General features: G+C 64.9%; 29 protein-coding genes. All 29 read left to right on the forward strand.

All coding sequences use genetic code 11. The features are described from left to right. The 29 genes from V3B41_RS12175 (at position 1) to V3B41_RS12315 (ending at position 21,782) form a co-directional block, all read left to right on the forward strand. Complete coding sequence (locus tag V3B41_RS12175) at positions 1 to 894, forward strand: helix-turn-helix domain-containing protein (RefSeq protein WP_197567665.1); 894 nt, start codon at positions 1 to 3, stop codon at positions 892 to 894. Then, on the forward strand, positions 884 to 1,555 hold the full coding sequence (locus tag V3B41_RS12180) for a hypothetical protein (protein WP_197567667.1): 672 nt from the start codon (positions 884 to 886) through the stop codon (positions 1,553 to 1,555). The genes V3B41_RS12175 and V3B41_RS12180 overlap by 11 nt, the downstream gene beginning before the upstream one ends. Further along, positions 1,552 to 1,746 carry a hypothetical protein gene (locus V3B41_RS12185; RefSeq protein ID WP_197567669.1) on the forward strand — a complete coding sequence of 65 codons (195 nt, stop codon included), beginning with the start codon at positions 1,552 to 1,554 and terminating at the stop codon, positions 1,744 to 1,746. Before V3B41_RS12180 ends, V3B41_RS12185 begins: the two co-directional genes overlap by 4 nt. Next, a complete protein-coding gene (locus V3B41_RS12190) occupies positions 1,746 to 2,114 on the forward strand; it encodes a Ref family recombination enhancement nuclease (protein WP_197567670.1) in 369 nt (122 codons plus the stop codon). Before V3B41_RS12185 ends, V3B41_RS12190 begins: the two co-directional genes overlap by 1 nt. Next, positions 2,111 to 2,314: a hypothetical protein gene (locus V3B41_RS12195; RefSeq protein ID WP_197567671.1), complete on the forward strand. Its 204-nt coding sequence runs from the start codon at positions 2,111 to 2,113 to the stop codon at positions 2,312 to 2,314. Before V3B41_RS12190 ends, V3B41_RS12195 begins: the two co-directional genes overlap by 4 nt. A 141-nt stretch (positions 2,315 to 2,455) precedes the next feature. Then, complete coding sequence (locus V3B41_RS12200; RefSeq protein ID WP_197567672.1) at positions 2,456 to 3,160, forward strand: hypothetical protein; 705 nt, start codon at positions 2,456 to 2,458, stop codon at positions 3,158 to 3,160. A 95-nt stretch (positions 3,161 to 3,255) separates the two neighbouring features. Continuing rightward, the gene (locus V3B41_RS12205) at positions 3,256 to 3,744 is read left to right on the forward strand and encodes a glycoside hydrolase family 104 protein (RefSeq protein ID WP_329861236.1); all 489 of its coding nucleotides are present in this window, start codon (positions 3,256 to 3,258) and stop codon (positions 3,742 to 3,744) included. Then, complete coding sequence (locus V3B41_RS12210; RefSeq protein WP_197567674.1) at positions 3,741 to 4,055, forward strand: hypothetical protein; 315 nt, start codon at positions 3,741 to 3,743, stop codon at positions 4,053 to 4,055. The genes V3B41_RS12205 and V3B41_RS12210 overlap by 4 nt, the downstream gene beginning before the upstream one ends. Beyond that, entirely contained in the window at positions 4,052 to 4,528 is a 477-nt protein-coding gene (locus V3B41_RS12215; RefSeq protein WP_197567675.1) for a lysis system i-spanin subunit Rz, read from the forward strand. The genes V3B41_RS12210 and V3B41_RS12215 overlap by 4 nt, the downstream gene beginning before the upstream one ends. Then, positions 4,525 to 4,869 carry a DUF1064 domain-containing protein gene (locus V3B41_RS12220; protein WP_197567677.1) on the forward strand — a complete coding sequence of 115 codons (345 nt, stop codon included), beginning with the start codon at positions 4,525 to 4,527 and terminating at the stop codon, positions 4,867 to 4,869. Before V3B41_RS12215 ends, V3B41_RS12220 begins: the two co-directional genes overlap by 4 nt. 162 nt (positions 4,870 to 5,031) lie before the next feature. Then, on the forward strand, positions 5,032 to 5,295 hold the full coding sequence (locus V3B41_RS12225; protein ID WP_197567679.1) for a hypothetical protein: 264 nt from the start codon (positions 5,032 to 5,034) through the stop codon (positions 5,293 to 5,295). Beyond that, entirely contained in the window at positions 5,295 to 5,693 is a 399-nt protein-coding gene (locus V3B41_RS12230) for an HNH endonuclease signature motif containing protein (protein WP_329861238.1), read from the forward strand. Before V3B41_RS12225 ends, V3B41_RS12230 begins: the two co-directional genes overlap by 1 nt. Before the next feature lie 82 nt (positions 5,694 to 5,775). After that, on the forward strand, positions 5,776 to 6,156 hold the full coding sequence (locus V3B41_RS12235; protein ID WP_005408955.1) for a hypothetical protein: 381 nt from the start codon (positions 5,776 to 5,778) through the stop codon (positions 6,154 to 6,156). Between the two features lie 3 nt (positions 6,157 to 6,159). Then, on the forward strand, positions 6,160 to 7,830 hold the full coding sequence (locus V3B41_RS12240; RefSeq protein ID WP_329861240.1) for a terminase TerL endonuclease subunit: 1,671 nt from the start codon (positions 6,160 to 6,162) through the stop codon (positions 7,828 to 7,830). Between the two features lie 107 nt (positions 7,831 to 7,937). Continuing rightward, on the forward strand, positions 7,938 to 9,134 hold the full coding sequence (locus V3B41_RS12245) for a phage portal protein (RefSeq protein WP_329861242.1): 1,197 nt from the start codon (positions 7,938 to 7,940) through the stop codon (positions 9,132 to 9,134). Continuing rightward, positions 9,097 to 9,858, forward strand: a complete 762-nt coding sequence (locus V3B41_RS12250; RefSeq protein WP_231914710.1) for a head maturation protease, ClpP-related — start codon at positions 9,097 to 9,099, stop codon at positions 9,856 to 9,858. The genes V3B41_RS12245 and V3B41_RS12250 overlap by 38 nt, the downstream gene beginning before the upstream one ends. A gap of 68 nt (positions 9,859 to 9,926) precedes the next feature. Then, complete coding sequence (locus V3B41_RS12255; protein WP_197567685.1) at positions 9,927 to 11,171, forward strand: phage major capsid protein; 1,245 nt, start codon at positions 9,927 to 9,929, stop codon at positions 11,169 to 11,171. 57 nt (positions 11,172 to 11,228) lie between these two features. After that, positions 11,229 to 11,633 carry a hypothetical protein gene (locus V3B41_RS12260; RefSeq protein WP_329861245.1) on the forward strand — a complete coding sequence of 135 codons (405 nt, stop codon included), beginning with the start codon at positions 11,229 to 11,231 and terminating at the stop codon, positions 11,631 to 11,633. Between the two features lie 3 nt (positions 11,634 to 11,636). After that, complete coding sequence (locus tag V3B41_RS12265; protein ID WP_111187868.1) at positions 11,637 to 12,059, forward strand: head-tail connector protein; 423 nt, start codon at positions 11,637 to 11,639, stop codon at positions 12,057 to 12,059. Then, entirely contained in the window at positions 12,056 to 12,388 is a 333-nt protein-coding gene (locus tag V3B41_RS12270; protein WP_049431037.1) for a phage head closure protein, read from the forward strand. The genes V3B41_RS12265 and V3B41_RS12270 overlap by 4 nt, the downstream gene beginning before the upstream one ends. Then, on the forward strand, positions 12,381 to 12,884 hold the full coding sequence (locus V3B41_RS12275; RefSeq protein WP_111187869.1) for an HK97-gp10 family putative phage morphogenesis protein: 504 nt from the start codon (positions 12,381 to 12,383) through the stop codon (positions 12,882 to 12,884). Before V3B41_RS12270 ends, V3B41_RS12275 begins: the two co-directional genes overlap by 8 nt. After that, on the forward strand, positions 12,881 to 13,243 hold the full coding sequence (locus V3B41_RS12280; protein WP_329861248.1) for a DUF3168 domain-containing protein: 363 nt from the start codon (positions 12,881 to 12,883) through the stop codon (positions 13,241 to 13,243). Before V3B41_RS12275 ends, V3B41_RS12280 begins: the two co-directional genes overlap by 4 nt. 79 nt (positions 13,244 to 13,322) lie before the next feature. After that, positions 13,323 to 13,796, forward strand: coding sequence for a hypothetical protein (locus V3B41_RS12285; RefSeq protein ID WP_197567686.1), 474 nt, complete (start codon positions 13,323 to 13,325; stop codon positions 13,794 to 13,796). A 125-nt stretch (positions 13,797 to 13,921) separates the two neighbouring features. Further along, positions 13,922 to 14,296 (forward strand): hypothetical protein, encoded by a 375-nt coding sequence (locus V3B41_RS12290; RefSeq protein ID WP_005408966.1) that lies wholly within the window; start codon positions 13,922 to 13,924, stop codon positions 14,294 to 14,296. A gap of 56 nt (positions 14,297 to 14,352) precedes the next feature. Next, the gene (locus tag V3B41_RS12295) at positions 14,353 to 14,589 is read left to right on the forward strand and encodes a hypothetical protein (protein WP_231914711.1); all 237 of its coding nucleotides are present in this window, start codon (positions 14,353 to 14,355) and stop codon (positions 14,587 to 14,589) included. A gap of 2 nt (positions 14,590 to 14,591) precedes the next feature. Beyond that, the gene (locus V3B41_RS12300) at positions 14,592 to 16,562 is read left to right on the forward strand and encodes a hypothetical protein (RefSeq protein ID WP_329772349.1); all 1,971 of its coding nucleotides are present in this window, start codon (positions 14,592 to 14,594) and stop codon (positions 16,560 to 16,562) included. Between the two features lie 22 nt (positions 16,563 to 16,584). Further along, positions 16,585 to 17,328, forward strand: a complete 744-nt coding sequence (locus V3B41_RS12305; protein WP_197567688.1) for a hypothetical protein — start codon at positions 16,585 to 16,587, stop codon at positions 17,326 to 17,328. A 37-nt stretch (positions 17,329 to 17,365) separates the two neighbouring features. Beyond that, entirely contained in the window at positions 17,366 to 17,926 is a 561-nt protein-coding gene (locus V3B41_RS12310; RefSeq protein ID WP_197567689.1) for a hypothetical protein, read from the forward strand. 61 nt (positions 17,927 to 17,987) lie between these two features. Beyond that, positions 17,988 to 21,782: a phage tail protein gene (locus V3B41_RS12315; RefSeq protein WP_329861251.1), complete on the forward strand. Its 3,795-nt coding sequence runs from the start codon at positions 17,988 to 17,990 to the stop codon at positions 21,780 to 21,782.

Here is a 21,782-nt window from a genome sequence, read left to right on the forward strand (position 1 = left end):
ATGTCGACCATCATCATGTCGCAGTGCTGGCCGCTGCAGGGCCTGAGCGTCACGCAGAAGGCTGTTCTGATCTCGCTGGCTGACCAAGCCAACGACGACGGCGTGTGCTGGCCAGCCGTCGGCACAATCGCCTCGCGCTGCTGCATGTCGGCGCGCGCTGTGCGCAGCGCCATGGATCACCTGGAGGCCGTTGGCCTGCTGGCGCGTGATCGCCGGTTCAACAGCAGCACGGTCTATTCGGTCACGCCGGCCAAGTTCAACGCGGCCGCTGCGCCGTCCAAGGGCACCCGCAAGACCGCAAAGAACGGTGCTGCACCGGGCGCAGGTGCTGCGCCCCATGCAGGGGGTGCGCCCGGTGCAGAAGGGGATGCGCCCGGCGCAGGGGGTGAGGCAGCGGGCGCAGGTCTGGAGGTGCGCCCCGTGCCGCCTAACCGTCATATAACCCCCATTGAACCGTCAGATGAACCGCCAGTTGCGCCGCCGGTGGCGACGCCGCCGACGAAGGCGGAGCTGGAGGAGCAGATGCAGCTGGCCTGCAAAGCGACGTGGGGCGCCTACCGAGCCGCCTACCGCAATCGCCACGGCGTGGACCCCGTCCGCAACGCCAAGGTCAACACCAACGTTCGGGATCTGGTGAAGCGACTGGGACGTGACGAGGCGCCGCTGGTGGCTGGGTGGTTCGTGAGCGTCAACGAGCAGTACGCCGTGAAGCGCATGCACGACCTGGGTGTGCTGCTGGCCGGCGCTGAAGCGTACCGGACCCAGTGGGCCACCGGTCGACAAGTGACCGCCACCATCGCCCTGCAGCAGGACCAGACCCAGGCCAACGCCTCGGCCGCCGACGACGCCAAGGCGCTGCTGCGCCGCATGAAGGGGAGCGCCAATGCTCAGTGATGCCGATCAGGAGAGGCTGGTCGAAATGCTGGTGGCCACGGCTGAAGTGATGGGCGAGCAGATCCGTCCGGCCGCTGCGGCCTACATGGTCACCGACCTGGCGACCTATTCGCTGCCGGTGCTGGCCAACGCGCTGACTGCCTGCCGGCGCGAGGTGAAAGGCAAGCTCAGCCTGGCCGCGATCATGGAGCGCATTGACGACGGACACCCGGCACCCAACGAAGCATGGGCCGTGGCCATCCGCGCCGCTGACGAGGCGGTAACGCTGGTGTGGAGTGAGCAGACCCGTGATGCGTGGACTGCGGCACTGCCGCTGGTAGAGGCTGGCGACAAGATTGCGGGCCGGGCCGCATTCCTGGAGGTCTATACCCGGTTGGTGAAGGAGGCGCGCGCTGCAGGCGGCTGCGCCGTCTACCAGCCGTCGCTGGGCCACGACGCTAGCGCCCGCGACGCAGCGCTGCAGCAGGCAGTCAACGCTGGCCGCCTGGCGCATGAGCAGGTGGCCGAGTACCTGTCGCTGCCACCGGCCACGCCGGCGTTCAACCCGCTGGCGCTGTTGGCCGGCCGAGTCGAGGCGAGCCCGGAAGCAAACGAACGCACGCGGAAGCGGCTGGCCGAGATCGCCGAGCTGTTCGGCTCCGCTCAGGACGCCGCGGCATGAGTCAGGACCACGTCGAACTGGAAGTGCGCCCGGTGTGCGAGCCGGTGGCGGTGGCCGGCTGGTATTTGGCCTATGGGTACGGGATCAAGCCGCTGGTGCTGTACGCCACCCGTGGCACCCGGGTGTGGCGCGATGGCATGCGGCAGATTCCGATCACGCGCTACGCCGGCCCGATCCCGGAGTTGCGTTGATGTGGTCGAAGGCACCACCACCGACGAGGGAAGAGAGCGCCCGCATCGAGCTGGCCAAGACCGGCCCGTGCATGGCCTGCCTGGTGCTGCTGCAGCAGCAGCTGCTGGAGCCGGAGCTGGTGGTCTACGGCTGCGACTACAACCACACCAAGAGCGGGAACCTGCGGCGCGGGCACATGGACGGCTTCGCCCTCTGCAAGTGGCACCACCAGCGCTACCCGATGGAGGGGAACACCTTCGCGACGATGCGCCAGATCTACGGCCCGAGCCTGATGGATGGCTCGCGGATCTTCCACGAGACGTACGGCTCAGACGATGAGCTGATTGCAAACCAGACCTACATCAACGAACTGAGGGCAGCAGCATGAAGAACACGAAGGTCATGGCGCCGAGGGTCAATCCCCAGCGGGCGCCACGCGAGCGCCGGATGGACCACAACACCGTTTCCCGGCCCAAGCGAGCAAAGGCCGCGAGACGCGCTGGCTGCCCAGCCGAGACCGTGGAGCAGTTCAAGGCGCGTGGCGGCGAAGTGCAGCACCTGACGGCAAGCTGGGAGCAGCGAGCATGACCGCCGCACTCGCGGCCCGGCCGGATGTTCCTGCGTGATCGACCCTCACCTGGTCCAGATAGAGGCCCTCAAAAGGGCCGCATTGAGTAAACACCTGGCGCGATCGCGCGCTGCACGAGCAAACCACCAAGGGGAAGGCGAATGCGACTGAACGATGCCCGCGAACTGCTGTCCAGCCGGACTGGCCCAAAGTCGATGAGCTTTGATGGAGTCGGCGGTGGTCCGTCGACGCAGGAGATCGTCGCTGCGCTGGCAGACGTTCCTCAAGGCCTGGGGCATGAGCTGCTGCAGGCGTTGTGGTGGCCCGAGAGCGGCCTGCGCCGTCGGGAGCAGCTGCGGCAGGCAGTCGTTGCGTTGGTCGCGCCCGAGTTCACTCGACAGATGCACGCACTTGCCGACGCGCGTACGGAGTTCGGGATCGCGAAGGCCAGTATGGGCTGGTGCGGGGGCGTGGTTACGGATACCCAACGGCGGGAGGTTCGCCGGTCCGAACAGGCGCTGGAAGATGCGCGTTCGGCGGCATGGCCGAACAACACGATGGAGCAACTCGGGGTGCTGGCTGGGGCGGTCATCGCCGAGATGTCCGGTGCATGCGATTGCTCGCGCTGCGCTGGGAAGAAGGTTCTGCCGGATCCGGCGGGAGCAGGCATCGTGAGCTGCGGGGACTGTGGCGGAAGCGGCTTTGAACACCTGAGCGGTCGTAAGCGTGCGGCTGCCATCGGGGCCGATTGGTCGGCCTACAGCCGGTTCTGGAGACCTGTCTATGAGTGGATGTTGGCCAACTTCCGCGCTGCCGAGGCGCGCGCTGCAAGGCAGTTCAACAAGGCGCTTACGCACGCTGCCTAACGATGACTTCCTAGGTCATCGAAAAAGGCGGCAATCTTCCCAGCATCCAGACGCAAGCCCCGGCCCAGCCGGGGCTTTTCTATTTCGGAGACGCCATGGCGCAGATCACTCCCCAACAGGCTGGCGGCGTGAACGTCGTGGCCGTCCTCGACATGCTGGCCTGGTCCGAGGGGACCGATAACGGCAAGCAGCCCACCAAGGACCGCGGTTATGACGTGATCGTTGGCGGGCGGCTCTTCACGAACTACGGTGACCACCCGCGCGTGCTGGTGGATCTGCCTAAGCTCAAAATCCAGTCCACTGCGGCCGGCCGCTACCAGGTGCTGCGCCGCTACTTCGACGCCTACAGGAAGACCCTCGGCCTGAAGGACTTCACGCCGTTGAGCCAGGACCTGATCGCGCTGCAGCAGATCCGGGAGCGCCGCGCGCTGCCGCTGATCCAGGCAGGCAAGATCCCGGAGGCCATCAAGGCGGTCAGCAACATCTGGGCGAGCCTGCCCGGCGCCGGGTACGGCCAGCACGAACACCATCTTGCTGACCTGGTGGCCGTCTATCGCAAGGCCGGCGGGACGGTGACGCCGTGACCGGGCTGGACGTGGACTGGCAGGCAATCGGCACTGCCGTCGGAGGGCTGATGGTTGGCGCCGGCGGTGTGGCGTTGTGGTGGCGCAAGCAGTTCGTAGAGACAGCCAGGGAAGGGGCCGAGGTCAACGTGATCCAGCTGATGCGTGAGGAAGTGACCAGGCTGGGCGAACGAGTAGGGCGGATGGAAGCCAGAGAGCTTCGCCTGATCCGCCATATCTACAGGCTTGAAGGTCTCATGCGCGCGGCCAGCCTGGAGCCGCCACCGTTCGACCCGGACAGCGACACGATCAGGGCAGGAGGCTCCGAATGAACCGCATTGCCATCGCAGCCGCCGCGTTCGCCCTGTGGTCCGTCGCCATGTTCGGTGCTGGCTGGACTTGGCGCGGTGATCGGGCAGAGGGCAGGGAAGCCGACCAGCGTGCCGCCGGCGCCCAAGCACTGGCGGACCAAGTGAACCAGACCCGAGCCAGCGAGCAGAGCAAGGCTCTGCAGCTGGCCGTCATTGGAGCGAAGCATGAAGAAGACCGCACTACGGCCGCGACCGTCCCTGCTGCTGTTGTTGCTGGCGTGCGTGATGGCAGCCTCCAGCTGCGCGACGACCTCGCCACCTGCAATACCGCTCGCCTGTCCGAAGCCGTCGCCGGCGCCGTCGAACGTGATGCGCACGCCCAACTACGAGCAGAGGTCGCGGGTGCTCTTGTTCAAATCGGGCGTGACGCCGACGACCAGGTCCGCGCCTGCCAAGCGGTAATCGCAGCTGACCGGCAGCCGGTGACGCAATGAACCGTCGAGTGCTCGCGCTGGGCCGGCTGAAGACCGGCGAGATGAATAAGACCGAGGCGGCGTATGCCGAGCGGCTGCGCGCGCTGCAGGCCACCGGTGAGGTGCAGTGGCACCGCTTTGAGGGCATGAAGCTGCGCTTGGCCGACAACACGTTCTACACGCCGGACTTTGCGGTCATGGCTGCCGACGGCGTCATGGAATGTCACGAGGTGAAGGGGCACTGGCAGGACGATGCAAGGGCCAAGATCAAGATTGCCGCCGCCATGTACCCGTTTCGCTTCATTGCGGTGAAGGTCCGGCCCAAGCGAGACGGCGGTGGCTGGGAAGTGGAGGTGTTCTGATGCCTGCGAACGTGACGGCGTCTGTCCGCATGAGGTGGTGGCTGCGGTGGTATCTGGCCGCCTTGGTCCGGGTTGCCAGGGCCAAGGGCATGGAACCGAACTGGGAGCGGGTCGAGCGGTGGATACGCCGCGGCCTGGTACTGCGAACGACAAGGGTTGGTGATGGACGCTGCACGGATTGAAGAGGTAGCGCGCGCTGCTGCTGTCGCAGCCTTGGCGGGGCTGATCGAGAGCAGCACCGACAGCCGTATCGATCGACTGGTCGGGATCATCGAGCAGCAGGGCAAGCAGATCGCCGAGCTGGCCATGCACGTTGGGCTGCTGGTGCAGGCGGTGGCGCAGCTGCTGGGCGAGGAGGCCGGCGCACCAGTGCAGGACGAAGGTGCCGAGCCTGCGCGTCTCGACCTGGACGGGATGCCTTACTGATGCCCACCCGGCCACCGCAACATCGTGCGTCCGGGTGGCGCCCCTACAAGGAGACCAGCGCTCAGGTCCGCAAGAGACAGGCGCGCCGCGCGCTGCCCACCAACTCCTCACTGTGGCGCCGGATCCGTGCGGTGGTGCTGGCTCGTGAGCCCCTGTGCAGGTGTTGCGCTGAGCAGGGTAGGGTGCGCGCGGGCACTGAGGTCGACCATATCGACGGGGACGACTCCAACAACGCCGACAGCAACCTGCAGCCGTTGTGCCGGCCGTGCCATAGCGCCAAGACAGCGGGGGAGAACGGCGGATTCGGCCGGGATCTCAGCCCGCAGGGCGCGCCTGCATGGGGCGCGAGTTATCCACAGAAATCTGAACGAAAAGGGAGGGGGGAGTGCCAAAGTTGAGGGCCTTCCTCGCCCGATACGCGCGCCCCCCTTTCTTCTCGCGTCCACAGAATTTGAATTTTGGATTTGGAGCTGACCGGCGATGGCCAGGCACAAGCAGCCCGCCGAGCTGGCAAAGCTCAAGGGGGCGGACAAGCGCAACCCGCAGCGTTACAGGGCCGAGGTGCCAAAGACGGGGAAGGCCCTGGGCAAGGTGCCCGGCCATCTGCCGGACGAGGTCGCGGTGGTCTGGAAGGAGCTGGAGAAGTGCGCCCTGCCTGGCGTCCTGACCAGCGCAGACCGTTTCATCATGGAGGTGGCGTCATCGCTGCTTTCCGAGTTCCGTGCGAACCGCGGCGAGTTCGTTGCGGCCAAGTACTCCCACCTGATCGGCTGCCTGGCGCGCCTGGGCCTGACCCCGGCTGACCGTCAGAAGCTGGGGACCGAAAAGACCCCGGAGGGCAACCCATTCGACGAGTTCTGATCCATGACGCCGAGCGAATCAGCCAAGGCATACGCCAAGGGCGTCACGTCAGGAAAGATCCCGGCCGGCGAGTTCATCCGTCTGGCGTGCCAGCGCTTCCTGGATGATCTGAAGCGCAAGGGGGCCGACTGGCCCTACAAGTACGACACCGAGAAGGCGGACCGCGCGGTGCGGTTCATGGAGAAGATGCCGCACACGAAAGGAAAGTGGGCGGCACAGAAGCGCCTGCTGGTGCTGGAGCCCTGGCAGCACTTCATCGAGTGCAATCTGTTCGGCTGGGTCCACAAGAAGACCGGCCACCGGCGCTTCCGCCGCGCATACGAGGAGATCCCGCGAAAGAACGGCAAGTCGTTGCGACTGGCTGCCCGTGGCCTGTACCTGTTCTGCGCTGACGGCGAGGTGGGCGCGGAGGTCTACTCGGGCGCTACCAGCGAGAAACAGGCGTACGAGGTGTTCCGCCCGGCCTGGCAAATGGTCCAGAAACTGCCGGCGCTGCGTGCCCGCTTCGGTATCGAACAGGCGGGCAACCCGAAGAACCCGGGCCCGCTGTTCGTCATGGAGGACATGTCCAAGTTCGAGACCATGATCGGCAAGCCCGGCGACGGCTCCAGCCCGCATGCGGCCTTGGTGGACGAGTACCACGAACATGACGATGACCACATGGTCGACGCCATGGAAACCGGCATGGGCGCGCGCGAGCAACCCCTGCTGTCGATCATCACCACGGCGGGCACCAACCTCTCCGGCCCATGCTTCGAGATGCGGGGCGATGCCATCCGCATCCTGCGCGGTGAGGTGACTGACGAGACGGTTTTCGCGGCGATCTACTGTATAGACGAGGGCGACCGCTGGGACGATCCGGCGAGTTTGCGCAAGGCCAACCCGAACTACGGCGTTTCCGTGTTTGAGCAGTTCCTGCTCGACCAGCTCGCCAAGGCAAAGCGGTCGGCCAGTAAGCAAAGCGCGTTCCGTACCAAGCACCTGAATGATTGGGTCGGCGCCAAGCTGGCATGGATGAACATGCTGGCCTGGCAGCGGCAGAAACGCCGGTTTGAGGTGTCGGACTTTGCGGGCTGTCCGTGCTGGGTCGGCGTCGATCTGGCATCCAAGCTGGACGTGGCTGCCGTGGTGCTGCTGTTCGAGAAGGGCGATAGCTACTACGTCATTCCCCGGTTCTACGTGCCGGAGTCGGCCGTGGAGGAAAACGAGAAGTACCAGCAGTTCCTGCTGGACGAGCTGATCGTGTCCACGCCGGGGAACATGACGGACTACGCGTTCATCGAAGAGGAGCTGAAAGAGCTTGCGGCACAGGGCGTCGACGTGCGGGACATTGCCTTTGACCCGGCCCAAGCGGCGTACCTGATGACGCGCCTTGAACAGGAAGGGCTGCCGACCGTGGAGATGGCGCAGTCAGTGCGCAATCTGTCCGAGCCCATGAAAGAAGTGGAGGCGCTCATCCTGTCGCGGCGCCTGTGGCACGACGGCAACGCGGCCATGACCTGGATGATGGGCAACGTAGTGGCGCGCGTGGATGCCAAGGAACACGTCTATCCCCGCAAGGAAAAGATGGAAAGCAAGATCGACGGCGCGGTGGCGCTAATCATGGCCATGGGCCGCGCCATGCAGGCGCGGGACACCGGCACAACCCAACAAGGCTTCGTGGTGATCGACTGATGTTCGGACTATTCGAGAAGAACCGGCGGGCCGATGCCCGCGACCGTATCGAGCCGACGATCAGCAACCTGGTCGACGGCGAGGTGATCCAGTCCTCCGGCATGGGCATGTTCGAGGTGTTCGGGAATCCGACGACGGCCTCCGGCGCCGTGGTGAGCCCGGAATCAGCGATGCGGGTCTCGGCGGTGTTTGCCGCCGTTTCGCTGCTTGCTGGTGCGATCGCCCAGCTGCCGCTGCCCGTGTTTGAGCGGGTGGATGGCCATCGCAAGCGGGCGGAGCACGACTACTGGTGGCTGCTGAACGAGCAGTTCTCCTCCGGCTGGTCGAGCGCTACCGGCTGGGAGTTCATCGTCGGGCAGATGCTGCTGCGCGGTGACGGCGTGGTGTACGTGACGCGCAACCGCGCCGGCATGGCGACCGGGCTGATTCCCTGGCCACGCGACAGGGTGATGATCCTCAAGCAGGAAAAGACCAGCCCGCGCGAACCGACGCGCCTGCAGTACACGTTCCATGACGCGGACGGGTACTTCACCGTTGACCAGGACGATGTGCTCCATTTCCCTGGCTTCGGTTTCAACGGCGTGCACGGCATGTCGGTTATCCAGTGGGGCGCGCGGAATGGCATCGGCATCGCCATCCAGGGTGACGAGCACGCCGGCAAGTTCTTCAGTGAGGGCGGCAAGCCCGAAGTGGCCATCCGAACGCCCAACAAGATGACCAAGGAGCAGCAGGACGATTTCCGCGACGCCTGGGTCAAGAAGTACGGCGGGGTGCAGGGCAACCGTCGGATCCCCTTGGTCCTGACCGAGGGGCTGGAGGTTCACGAGCTGACCATGTCGGCGGTCGACCAGCAGCTGCTGGAGTCCCGGCAGTGGCAGGTGATCGATGTGGCCCGCGCCTTCGGTGTGCCGCCCCACATGATCGGTGAAACCACCAAGGCGACCAGCTGGGGCAGTGGCATCGAGAGCATGGGCATCGGCTTCGTGAAGTACACGCTGGGCCCGCACCTGAAGCGGATCAAGGACGAGTTGAACCGCAAGCTGTTCCGCGCGCCGCGCTACTTCGTTGAGCACAACGTGGACATGTTCATGGCCGGCGACTCGAAGACGCAGGCCGAATACTTCAGCAAGGCATTGGGTGGCCCTGGCACCCAAGGCTGGATGGTCGTCAACGAAGTCCGCCGCCTCAAGAACCTGCCTCCCATCGAGGGCGGCGACAAGCTCTACCAACCGAAAGAACCCGCGCCACCGGCCAAGGCGGGCGGAGATGACCCTGAAAGGAACCCTGACGATGCCGATTCCTAAGCTGCTGCAGCTGGCCAAGAACAACGCCGGCCAGTCCAAGCCCATCCGGGCGGAGACCGAAGGTAAGGAGGCAACCATCTACCTGCACGGCGTCATCGGCGGGTGGTGGGGCGACATTGACGAGACGATGTTTGCGCAGGCCATGGCCGGCATCGATGCTGATGTGATTCATCTGCGCATCGACTCGCCCGGCGGTGACGTGTTTGCGGCACGATCCATGATGACTGCCATCGCCCAGCACAAGGCCACTGTCATCGCCCACATCGATGGCTTGGCTGCCTCGGCTATGACCGGAGTCTGCATGGCGTGCGACAAGGTCGAGATCAGCCAAGGCGGCGCGTTCATGATCCACAACGCATGGACCATCACGGTCGGCAACAAGGCCGACATGACCAAGACCGGTGAGCTGCTGGCCAAGATCGATGCCGGCCTGGCCGGCGACTACACCCGTCGTACTGGGAAGGATCAGGAGCAGATCGTCCAGTGGATGGACGAGGAGACCTGGTTCACGGCCGACGAAGCCAAGGAACACGGCTTCGCAGACGAGGTGGTGGAGATCGTGGGCAAGAAGAAGGCATCCAACACCTGGGACCTGTCCGCCTACGACAACGCGCCTGCCGCACTGGCCAACCGTGCCACCGAACCCGACGACGGCGCCGCCGCCGCCGCCCACAAGGCAAACCTGTCGCGCCGTCTGGCGCTGCTGGAACGCTCCGCTGCGTAAGCGACTCCCGCCCGCAGTTCATCCTGACCGCCGAAAGGCGGTTTTTTTTCGACACGAGGAAATCACCAATGCCCTTCAACATTCAGGCCGAGCGGGAGCGCCGCACCGCGCTGGCAAAGGAAACCCGCAATCTGCTGGATACCAGCACCGGCGACGGCAACAAGTGGACGCCGGAGAACCAGGCCAAGTACGACAACAACATCGCCGAGATCGAGCGCATCGACGCGGCGATCGAGCGTCATCAGAAGGTCATGGACCTTACGGCCGACGAGGCACTGCGCGAACAGGGCGTGCGTGAGCACGACACTGCTAACCGCGGCGGCCGTGAACTCTCCAACGAGGAGCGCCTGTTCGACCGCTGGGCGCGTGGCGGTGACAGCGCCCTGAGCGCCGAGGACTGGAAGCAAGTCAACGCGGCCATGTCGAGCAATCCGGCCGTCAACCCGGAGCAGGGTGGCTACACCGTTCCGACCACGCTGGCCGAGCAGATCCTGGATGCTCTGAAGGCATTCGGCGGCATGCGCCAGGTGGCTGATGTGTTCAGCACTTCCGGCGGCGAGCCGATGCAGTATCCGACCAGCGATGGCACCTCCGAAGAGGGCGAACTGGTCGCTGAAAACCAGTCGGCCAACGACCAGGACGTGGCCTTCGGCACCAAGGGCCTGCAGGTGTACAAGTACAGCTCCAAGGTGGTGACCGTGCCGTGGGAGCTGCTGCAGGACAGCACGGCCGATATCGCCGGTTTCATCGAGAAGCGCCTGCAGACCCGCCTGGGCCGCGTCACCAACCGCCACTACTCCGTCGGCACCGGCGTTGGCCAGCCGATGGGTGCCTTTACTGCCGCGACGGTGGGCAAGATCGGCGCTGTCTCGGCGCTGCCGATCGTCACCTACGACGACCTGGTCGACCTGGAGCACAGCGTCGACCCGGCGTATCGCCAGCTGGCCAAGTGGATGTTCCACGACGACATGCTGAAGCTGATTCGCAAGGTGAAGGACGACCAGGGCCGGCCGATCTTCGTGCCGGGCTACGAGCAGGGCAATCCGGGCGGTGCGCCGGATCGTCTGCTGAATCGCGATATCCAGATCAACCAGCACGCCCCGGCCCCGGCCGCAGGCGCCACCTCGATCGCGTTCGGCGACTTCAGCTACTACAAGATCCGCGACGTGATGGCCGTGACCCTGTTCCGCTTCAACGACTCGGCCTATGTGAAGAAGGGCCAGGTGGGTTTCATGGCCTGGATGCGCTCTGGCGGCAACCTGGTCGACGTGGGCGGCGCGGTGAAGACCTTCAAGCACGGCGCTGCGGCTTAACCGCCTCGGCCCACGAACGGAGGGACGCCCCAGCGCGGGCGTCCCTCGGAGACGATCATGGCAAAGCAGAAGAACACCTCCGCGCAAGCGGCCAGCGGTCCGGCCGACGCGCAGGAAGCGCCAGCTGCGGTAGTGGACGCAGCGGCTGGTCAGGGCGAGCAGCCGGACGCCGCAAGCCCCGACGCTGGCGCGGCAGATGCCGTCAGTGAGCCGGAGACGGACGAGGGCGGAGACAGCCAGAGGCCCGAAACCGTGGAGGCGGACAACGACCTGCCGCCATCGGATGAAGTACCGGCTCCGCCGGAGGGCGAAACCGTGCCGGCGCTGGTTCTCAGTAACAACCACCTCGGGAAGGTTGGCCAAGTGATCCAGGTCAGCGCGGCACACGTTGAGGCGCTGCGCCTTGGCGGGCTGATCGACCCCCACCCCAATGCCGTCAAGTCGGCCACGCCGGAGGAATGACCCATGCTGCGCACGTTGACCCCGGCGGCAGAGGAACCCGTGTCGCTGAGCGAAGCGAAGGCGCACCTGGTAGTTATCCACGATGCGGACGACGCGCTGATCGGCGCCTTCATCACCGCCGCGCGTGAGTCGGTGGAGCGCACCACGGGGTATGCGTTGGCAGCCGCGACCTATGAGTGGACCCCGGTCGGCGAAGGTCGCTCTCCGCTGCCGATCGAGCCAGCCACGCTCGACAGTGAACCAGAAGCCTATCCGGTGAAGTTCACGACGACACCTGGCCCGCTTCCGGGGCCGCTGCGCGCGGCCGTACTGCTGTTGCTGGGTGACCTGTACGCCAACCGCGAGGCGGTGGTGGCTGGCTCGCAGTTGGCTGAGAACCCGACCCTGGACCGGCTGATGTTCCCCTACCGGCGGGTACTGCCATGAGGCGGGCCGGCAAATACCGGCATCGGATCGAGCTGCAGGACTACGGCCCGGTGCGTGATCCGCTCGGCGGGGACGTTAAGCAATGGCGTAGATGGCGGGCTGACGTGCCGGCAGAGGTGGTTCCGCTCTCGGGTCGGGAGTTCACCGCGGCCGCAGCCGAGCATGGAGAGGTGACTGCACGCATCGAGATCCCTTACCTGCCCGGGGTAGTGCCGGTCATGCGCGTGGTGTTCGACGGGCAGGTGTACGCGATTCGTGCGGTGCTGCCGGATGCGACAGCACGCGGGCATATCACGCTGATGGTCGATGCCGGGGTGTCTGATGGCTGAGCAAGTAAAGATCGACGGCCTGGACGGCCTCCTGCGTTCACTGCGAGAGGCACCCAAGGCGATTCAAGGGCGAGCCGTGCAAGCCGGTATGCGCAAGGGTGGCAACGTCATCCGCGACGACGCCCGGCGCCGGGCTCCGAGAGCATCGGGGTTCATGGCCTCGCAGATCGTCACCCGTCGGGCCAACACCAAAAGCCGGCAGCGCGCAGGTGTAGGCCAAGGCGGCGAGTACTTCACGGTTGGGGTTAAGACCGGTCGCCGCCGCAAGTACGCCAACACCAAGCGCAACCGGCGCCGTGGCCGCGTCGGGAAGGTCTATGAGGAGGCGGGCTGGGCCTATTACTGGCGTTTCAAGGAATTCGGCACCAGGAAGATGAGAGCCGAGCCGTTCCTCACGCCGGCAGGCGAGGCCAAGGGGCCGGAGGCGGCGCAGGTGATCATCAATGAAACCTGGGCGGCGCTGGACAAGCAGCTGAAGAAGGATGGCTGGCGATGATGGTTCCCCTGATCCAGTCCCTGCTGCAGGGTGATGCAGCGGTTCGGCACATGCTGGGCGACCCGATCCGATTGTGGCCGGGAACCGCGCCACAGGATGCAGCACTCCCCTACGCGACTTGGGAGGTGGTCGGCGGCTCGCCCACTGCGATGCTGTCCGAGGTGCCGCCGGCCGACGGCTGGCGAGTCCGATTGACCGTGTGGGGCGAAGCCCTGACGCAGGCCAACGGCGCGGCCGTCGCCATCCGCGACGCAATCGAGCGCGTGGGCAGCATCGAGTCCTACAACCCGACGCCTGACAGCGACGGCACGGACGCCTTTGGCATCTCCTTCGACGCCAGGCTCCTGCAACTGCGCTGAACCACACAACGGCAAACCACTGGCCCCGTAAGGGGCCTTTTTCATGCCCGGCGACGGGCGCAACACAAAGGAAACCCCTATGGGACAGGTAATCAAGTCGAAGCACTCCCAGCTGTTCGTCGCCATCGGCGCGGCCGAGGTCATCAAGGTGACCCGCCTGCGTTCGGTCGGCTTCCCCGATGGCCAGGCATCGGAGATCGATATCTCCGACTACGACGACGACTGGGACCAGTTCGTCGCTGGTCGCAAGCAGACCGGCAGCACCAGCATTGAGATCATCTACGACAGCGTCGACCACGAGAAGCTGGAAGAACTGCACGAGACCGGCGCCGTCGTGAACTGGCTGGTGACCGCGCCGAAGTCGGAAACCGAAGGAGTGGCGAAGCCGGCCGCAATCGCCGGGAAGATCACCCCGCCCACTGACGTGCTGTCCAAGCAGTTCGACGGCTTCGTGCAGAACTTCGCGGTGACCAGCCAGGACAACGACGTCTGGAAGGCGACGATCACCATCCGCGGCTCCGGCGCCGTCACCACGCACCGCCCGACGCCGTAAGGCTGCGGCAACGGCGTACACCCAGGTCCGCTTCGGCGGGCCATCTCTCTGACGGGGCGCGCGGATCCTCCGCGGGTTAGCCGTGCGCGGCCCGCGCGCCCTGTCGCCATTCGAGGAAACGGCCAATGAGCAAGACCAATGACACCCCCCAAACCCAGCCGCAGCAGCCCCTGAGCGTCCTGCAGTCGTTCACCAACCTGGGCATGTTCGCGTCCAAGGACGTGCACGCCGACACGATCACCCTGCCCAACGGAGCCAAGGCGCAGTTCCATGTCCGCGAGCTGCCGGATGCGGAGTTCCGCAAGCTGTGGGGCGAAGGTGACCGCGCCAAGCTGATCGCAGCGACCATCTGCGACGAGGACGGCAAGCCCGTCATGAACGTGGAGCAGGCCGCGCAGCTCAAGCCGCTGGTTGCCGCTGAGCTGCAGCGTGTGGCCATGAAGCACTCCGGCTTCGGCGAGGATGCTGCCCAGGCACAGGCCGACGCGGGAAACGGCTAAGGCAGCGCGGCGAGGACTGGTTCTGGAAGGTCCTCGCCGGTCACCTGCACCGGACGGTGTCGGACCTGCGGGCCACCATGTCGCGCCGCGAGTTCCTGGAATGGTGGGAGTTCCACAAGCGGAACCCCATCGACCCTGTGAGCCTGTACATCAAGCCCGCTGCCTTCGCCGCGTATATAACCGCCTCGCACAGCCAGGGCGGGACAAAGCGCTCCTTTCAGCACTACCTCGACGCTCTCGTGCCACGGTCCGATGAGGACGAGGCGCAGGACTGGTTCGATGGACTGGGATGACCATGACCGACACTTTCGGGCGGTTCGCCGCCACGCCCATTGGCCCGTTACTCGCTGCGCGAGATGGCGGGCTTACCCTGGCCACCACCGGCGCCACCACGCTGGCCAGCCACGCGCGCTCCGACTTCGGCCTTGATGCCGGCACGGTGGGCGTGGAGTTTGCCGTGTGGGGCGATGACGCCGTTGCAGCCCTCGTAGGCTTCGCCACCGGCCCCGCAGCGCTGAACAAGGCGCTGGGTGCGGACCTCGCCAGCATCGGCTGGGATCTCGCGGCCGGGCGCCTGCTGCAGGCGGGCGGTGCGATCGCCACTGGCCTGCCGACAGCGACCCACGGCGACATTGTCGGGCTGCAGGTGGTGTTCTCGACCCCTCGCCAGCTGCGGCTATACCTCAACGGCGCGCAGATCCTGGTGCGCGAGCTGCAGCTGTCCGGGCCGCTGTTCTTCGCCGCGTCGCTTGCCGCCACCAAGGCCGGTGGGCTGTGCCTTGCGGTCAACGCAGGGCAGTGGGGGCCGCGAAGCGACGCGGCTGCAGCCGGTTGGCGGCTCCCCAGCTCAACCGCTAGCCCCACGCGCTTGGCCGACGTGGACTGGCTGTCTGCGCCCGGCGATAGCCCGGCGAACGTTCGCTACGAGGGATTGGTGGCCGAGGGCGTCAACCTGATCCAGGAGCTGGCGTTCTGGCCGTGGGGCGGTGACCCGGTATCCCAGGCCGCGGCAGCCGAGTGCGTCTTGGTCGATGCGGAAGGATTGCTGGACGGAATGGCTGGCACTGGTGCCTCAGGCAGTTCGGTGCAGATCCTGCTAGCACCTGAGAGCTGCATGCGGGCTGACGCCGTCCCAGCTTTCCGTTGCGCGATCGAACAGATCGAGATCAACGACGACGGCACCAAGACGCTGCACCTGCGCGATGCGCACGACTATCTGGACGAGACGCTCAACCGGGGCGTTTTCTTGCCGAACATCGCGTCCCTGGCATGGAAGCCGCAGCCCGTGGTAATCGGGGCAGTGGCGAGCATTCCGGCGATGGGGGCCAACTCCGACGCTACCTCAATGTTCGTGGCCGACGGACGGGTCTACGTCGACGCCGTGATGGACCGCGGCGACCTGATGGAGGTCGGCACCTACAGCGAGGCGCCGGACGGGCAACAGGTGTTGCTGAAGTCACCACCGGTGACGCCTGTGGTCGTGGATGCTTCCAGTGTTGGCGCTGGCATGATGCCCGCCAGTCTGGAGCAGGCAGTAGGAGACGTGATGGCGCGGCTGGGCCGCGAGGCGTGGTCGGCCAGCGACTGTGTGGCGATCGATCAGGCCACGGGCTACATGGGTATCGGATACTACGCGGGCTCGGCGATCACCGGTCGCGCAGTATTGAATGCCCTGCTGCCCAGCTACGGCGCCGGGTGCTATCAGGATCCGGCCGGAGTGCTGCGCTTCGTTCGCGTGATCGCGCCCGAAACCCACGCAGGGCCGTTCGCCTTTGATCTGTCTGAGGCAGACGATCTGGCGGCTGACCTGGTCATGGTGCCCGATGATGCTCCGAACCTGACCCGGCGTATGGCCTACCGCCCGAACGCCCAGGCGCTGGCCGCATCGGATCTCGTCACCGACGTGGTCGACGTTCCGCAGGCGCGCCGCGATGAGCTGACTGGCCTCTACCGTGGGCAGGTGTATGGGGCTGGCCCGCTGCATGCCCACTACCAGCGGGCGGAAGCTGCTGATCCTGTCATCTCGCTGTTCTGGCATGCGGCCGACGCGCAACAGGAGATTGATCGCGTCCTCGGCCTGTACCGGGTGCCGCGCCACTTCTACCAACTGGCGGTGCGCGGTGATCAGGATTTGGCGCCGCTGCCAGGTCAGATCGGCAGGCTCACGTACAGCCGGTATGGGCTGGAAGACGGCAAGCCGGTGCTGGTGCGCCGAGTAGAGCGCAACCCTGCCACGGGGGACGTGGTGCTGACAGTGTGGGGATGATGACGTGTTGATTGGATATGGCATGCCGGCTGTCACGACGGTGACCCTCACCGGTGGCACGTGGCTCAGTGCGGACCAGGGCTCGGCGCTGTTCGATGGAAAGCCTGGCAGGGCGTCTCGGATCCGCCGCACCAGTTCGATGGCGATCACGATCACCCTGGCCGAAGCTGTTGTGCCGGGGATCATCGCGATTCTCGGCCTCAACATTCCGCCCGGCGTCCAGGTGAGCGCCGCCGGCGCGAGCGCCACCACCGTGCGACTGCCAGACGGCAGTGTCTGCGCCTGGCTCTTCCCGAAGGCCAGCGCCTTGGTATCAACGGTGTCCGTCGAGATCGACACAACTGCCACGAACGTCGACGTGGGCGAAATTGCGATCTTCCGGGCAGTCGAGGTGGGTATCAGCGACGGTTGGGCGGTGGCCACAATCGACACCAGCGCGCACACCCGCACCAAGGGCGGCCAGGTCAACACGGTTCCTGGAACCCTGTACCGCCGGCTGACGTGCACCCTGTCGGGTCGGGCCACTGCTGCAGTGCGCGGCGGTGGACTTGGCGGGTCCGATTGGGAGACGGTGGCGGCAGCGATCGCGGGACGCAGGCGCTCCTGCGTTGTGCCGCAGTACCGGGACATGGTCAGCAAGGCGTTCGACCCGCGGCTGGCGGCGCGCTCGGCGCTCTACGGCTATCCGAAACAGCTGCCGTCGGCGGAGAACATCAGCCGGCAGTACTTCTCAGGGTATATGGAGTTTGAAGAAATCCCAGCCTAGGCCGCTATCGCTTCTAGTCGGAAGATGGAATTCTTTTATGGACAAACACGATGTCAAGTTTGCTGAAGATTTGAAGAAGTCGGCGAAGTTGTGGTTGTTCTGGGCTGCGGTCAGTTTTTCTCTACTATTACTCTTTCAGCAAACCATCCCTGGGGTTACGGCCTCTGCCTCTGAACTGTTGCGATCTGGGATAATCGGCCTCTCATCTGCCTCGGTTGTAGTCCTTTGCGGAATACTAGTTGTAATGGGCTGCTTGATCAGAGTGATGCTTGGTCTCATACCCCCAGCAGGGCGATTCTTTCAGAATGGATTGGACATTTTCATTGAATCCGAGTCCGGTCTCGCCGCTGCATGTTTTGGCGTCTATGTCGGATCTTCAGTATTCATGAATTCCTCGATGGGAGGAATTGCGGAGGCGGCCGCGACGCTTCTTTTTACAGTTTGCTTGCTGGTCGTCAAAGGAGTGATGAGGGTTCTGTACGACGCGGACTTCGAATATCCAGTTCTAGTCCAGACAGTCTTATCGCTAGGCAGCGCATTTGCCCTGTTCTCACTCGTTCTGGATGTGCTGCCGCTTCTCGATGTGCTATTGCCCTAGACCATCCAAGTAGTACCAATAAGCCCCGCTATATGCGGGGCTTTTTCGTAATGGACCCCCTATGTCTCTATACACTCTTACCGTTGATCTTCTGCTTAAGACGGGATCGTTTGAGCGCGATGGCGGCAAGGCTGCGCGCCATTTTGATCAGCGAATGCAGAGCATGCAGGCATCCGCGCGGCGCGCCGGTACGGCGATCGGCCTGGCAATCTCCGCTGGCGTGACGGCCGGTGGTGCCGCCATGGTTCAGTGGACGCGTCAGGTCGCCGATCTTGGCGTGGAGTACGACAAGCTTGGCAAGCTTTCGGGGACGACCTCGGAGCAGTTTCAGCGCATGGCGGCAGGCGCAAACACTGTTGGCATGAGCCACGAGAAGCTGGCGGATATCTTCAAAGACGTTCAGGACAAGATTGGCGACTACGTCCAAACCGGGGGCGGAGCCCTTGCAGATTTCTTCGACAATATCGCCAAGCGAACCGGTGTAACCGCCGAACAAATGCGCAAGCTGTCGGGGCCTGATGCGTTAGGGCTCTACTTCAAGAGTCTTGAACGGGCGAACCTGTCGCAGACGGAATTGACCTTCTACATGGAGGCTATTGCCAGCGACGCATCGGCGCTTATCCCGCTGTTGCGCAACAACAGCGCTGGGTTCCAGCAGTGGGGCAATGCAGCGCAAGCGGCAGGGGCCATCATTGATGGAAAGACCAACAAGGCGACCGAACGCCTCCGCAAGGTCACACTTGAAGCCGATCTGGCGTTCAAGGGGCTAAAGGTAAGCGTGGCGGAGGAGATCATTCCGGCACTATCGGATTTCTCTGAACTCCTGAACGACCCTGATTTTCGGCAAGGGTTCGGTGTAATTGTCCAAGGCTTGGCCACAGTAACGACCAAGGCCGCCGAAGCTGCGTCGATGATTGGAAATCTCTCATCGCTAATAGCGCAAGGATTTAAGTCTGTTCCAGATAAAAGCTATGCCGGTCTGATCCAGGAGCGCATGCGGATCGAGGAGCAGATCGCCGGCGCAAAGGACGTTGCGGCCAGAGCCCGAGCGGGGAACGCATCATGGTGGGAAGGAGGGCTGTTCCAGAACACCAACAGCGAAGCTAACGCGAAGTCATGGGACAAGTACGTCCGTGACCGAGAGGCGGATCTTGAACGTGTGGACGCTGCCCTAAAGCGACGCCGCATGAAGGACCTGGCTGACAGCGTCGTTGTAATTGACAACGGGCAGACACTGCCGGAATCCGCGCTCAAGCCGGATTCCGTGGGCTATCGGCTGACTGGGAACATTGGCAAGGCGGAGCGTGAAAGGGCGGATCGTGACGCCAAACAGCGGGCAGAGGAGATCGCCCGATACCATCGCCAGGCACAGGAGGCTGCTGGGGCTATCGAGGGCCCATTGGCTGAGGCGATGGGTAAGCACCTCGGCAACATGTCCGAGTACAACAGCCTGCTTGTCAAGGGGAACATCGCCCAAGCCGACGCCAATGTGCTGATGGCTCAGAGCGCGCTTGAGTACTCCAAGGTAGCGGCTGAAGTGGAGAAGGCTCTGGCCGGCCCCGAGACACTCCTTGCGACTATGGATGCCGAGGTTGCCATGCTCGGCAAGGTGGGCCGTGCGCGCGAGCTTTCGCGGCGCGAGATGATGAACGAACGGGACATGCGGCAGGAGCTGCAGAAGGCGGTGGACGCCGCTGGCAGCAAGGAAGCGCTGGCGCTGTCCAAGGGGGCAGCGAGCTACGAGCAGTACGAGCAGGCCATGCTGGGCGCCGCCCGAGCATCGGCCGATCTGTCGCTGCGCGTGGAGGAGGCCGCGGCCAACGTTGAGGCGTGGGCCGGCGTGGTCGTTAACGGCGTGAGCGATGCCGCAGACGCCATGGCCGACTTCGTTGCCGGCGGCATGCGGGACTTCGACAACCTGTGGGATGAACTGAAGGACGCGGCCAAGCGGGGCCTGCGCGATCTGGCTCGGGAGTTCCTGCAGCAGAAGCTGGTGATCCCGATCCAGACGCAGATCCTCAACGGGATGAGCGGGCAGGGCGGTGGCCTGAACCTGCAGAGCCTGATGGGGTTGTTCGGCGGCAACGGCTCTGCGGCCGGTGGCCAGAGCGTGAGTACGGTGGCCGGGCTGCTTTCCAAGGGCCAGGGCCTGTTCGGCTTCGGCCGCTCGGCAGGTGCCGCAGCGGGCACCCTGACTGGCTTCGGCGACGTGACCAGCATGGCCGGGATGACAGGTTCCAGCTTCTCGGGGCTGATTGGCGGCGGGAGCGCCGGCGCTGGTGCCGGTGCCGGAGTTGGTGCGGCCGGCTCGGCGGCTGCGGCGGTGCCAATCATTGGTTGGATTGTCGCCGGCATGATGAAGAACGCCCAGCTGTTTGACCAGGGCTGGAACATCGCCAACGGGGAGAGCTGGGCCGGCAAGATCGCCACCGCCGGCGCTGTGGGCTTGGCCGACAAGGGTTTCCGTGCCCTTGGCTTCAACGACAAGGTCGCGTCGATCCTGTCCGGCTCCAGCATCCACGCCAAGCTGTTCGGTCGACAGTCGCCCAAGGTCACAGGCCAAGGCATCACCGGCAGCTACGGCTTCGGCGGGTTCGATGGCCAGAGCTATGCGGATATCAAGGCCAAGGGCGGCCTGTTCCGCAGCGACAAGAAGTGGACGCAGTTCGGCGCGCTGGATCCTGGCATCGATCGCACGTTCGATATGGCCGCGCGCCAGGTGCGTGGTGCTGCCACCGATCTGGCCAAGCAGTTGGGTGTGGACCTTACCCAGAAGCTCGGCAGCGTGAAGGTTGACCTGGGCAAGCTCCAGTTGTCGGCCGATTCCACCGAGGCCAAGGCGCAGCTGGAGGCTTACCTCAGCGACATGACCAATCGGTTGTATACCGAGGCGGTCAAGGCGGCGGGGTTCGGTGGCCAGCTCGACGGGTACTTCGAGTCGGCGGACGTATTCACCGCGCTCAGTGCGTCGATCGCGCTAGCCGTGGGCAATGCCGATGAGCTGGGCCGAGCGCTCAACGGGCTGGAGGTCGAGAGGGTCAACAAGGCGGTCGACTACTTCCAGGACCTGGCCAGCGTCGCCGGCACAGACCTGGCCACCCAGGTCGAGAAGGTGACCGGGCTGCTCGGCAACTACGCCAGCCTCATGGCCGACGTGAGCACCCAGCTGATGACGGCCAACCTGACGCAGTACCAGTCGCAGGCGCTGTCGATCGAGCGCACGTATCGCCAGCAGGTGAAGTCGGCCAACGACTACGCCAAGGCGCTCGGCTTGTCGGGCGCTCGGGCGGAGGACCTAGCCAAGATCGAGGCGCTTCGTGCCACAAACATGGGCAAGCTGCAGGCGCAGATCGACAAGGACAAGAAGGCCACGCAGTACGGCCTGTCGATCAGCGATCTTTCGCCGCTGACGGACCAGGAGAAGCTGGGCGAGGCGATGAAGGAGCTGGAGCGGGCGGTGTCCGGTGGCGACGCCAGCGCCGCGCAGGCGGCCGCTCAGGCCGCACTGGGCTTTGGTCGGAACCTGTACGCCAGCGGGCAGGACTACAACAGCCTGTATGGCCGGGTCACCGGCCTCATCGACGGCATGAAGGTCGGCGACCTGAACACCGACGACGGCACCAGCATGGGCGCGCTGGCCGACGCCATCGAGGCGTTGCCGGACAACTTCAGCCGGGCCGTGTTCGACCTGGTCGTGAACAACGACGCTCAGACGCAGACCACCGCCGCCATACAGCAGAGCAACGCTCTGCTCGCCGAACAGAACCAGCTGCTCCGGCAACTCGTGTCCACCACTACCCAGGGCGTACGCAACGCCAGCAGTTCAGCGCTGCGCGAAGCACTCAACGCGAGGTAA

Source organism: Stenotrophomonas sp. SMYL89, from assembly GCF_036319985.1.
Classification (GTDB): domain Bacteria; phylum Pseudomonadota; class Gammaproteobacteria; order Xanthomonadales; family Xanthomonadaceae; genus Stenotrophomonas; species Stenotrophomonas maltophilia_Q.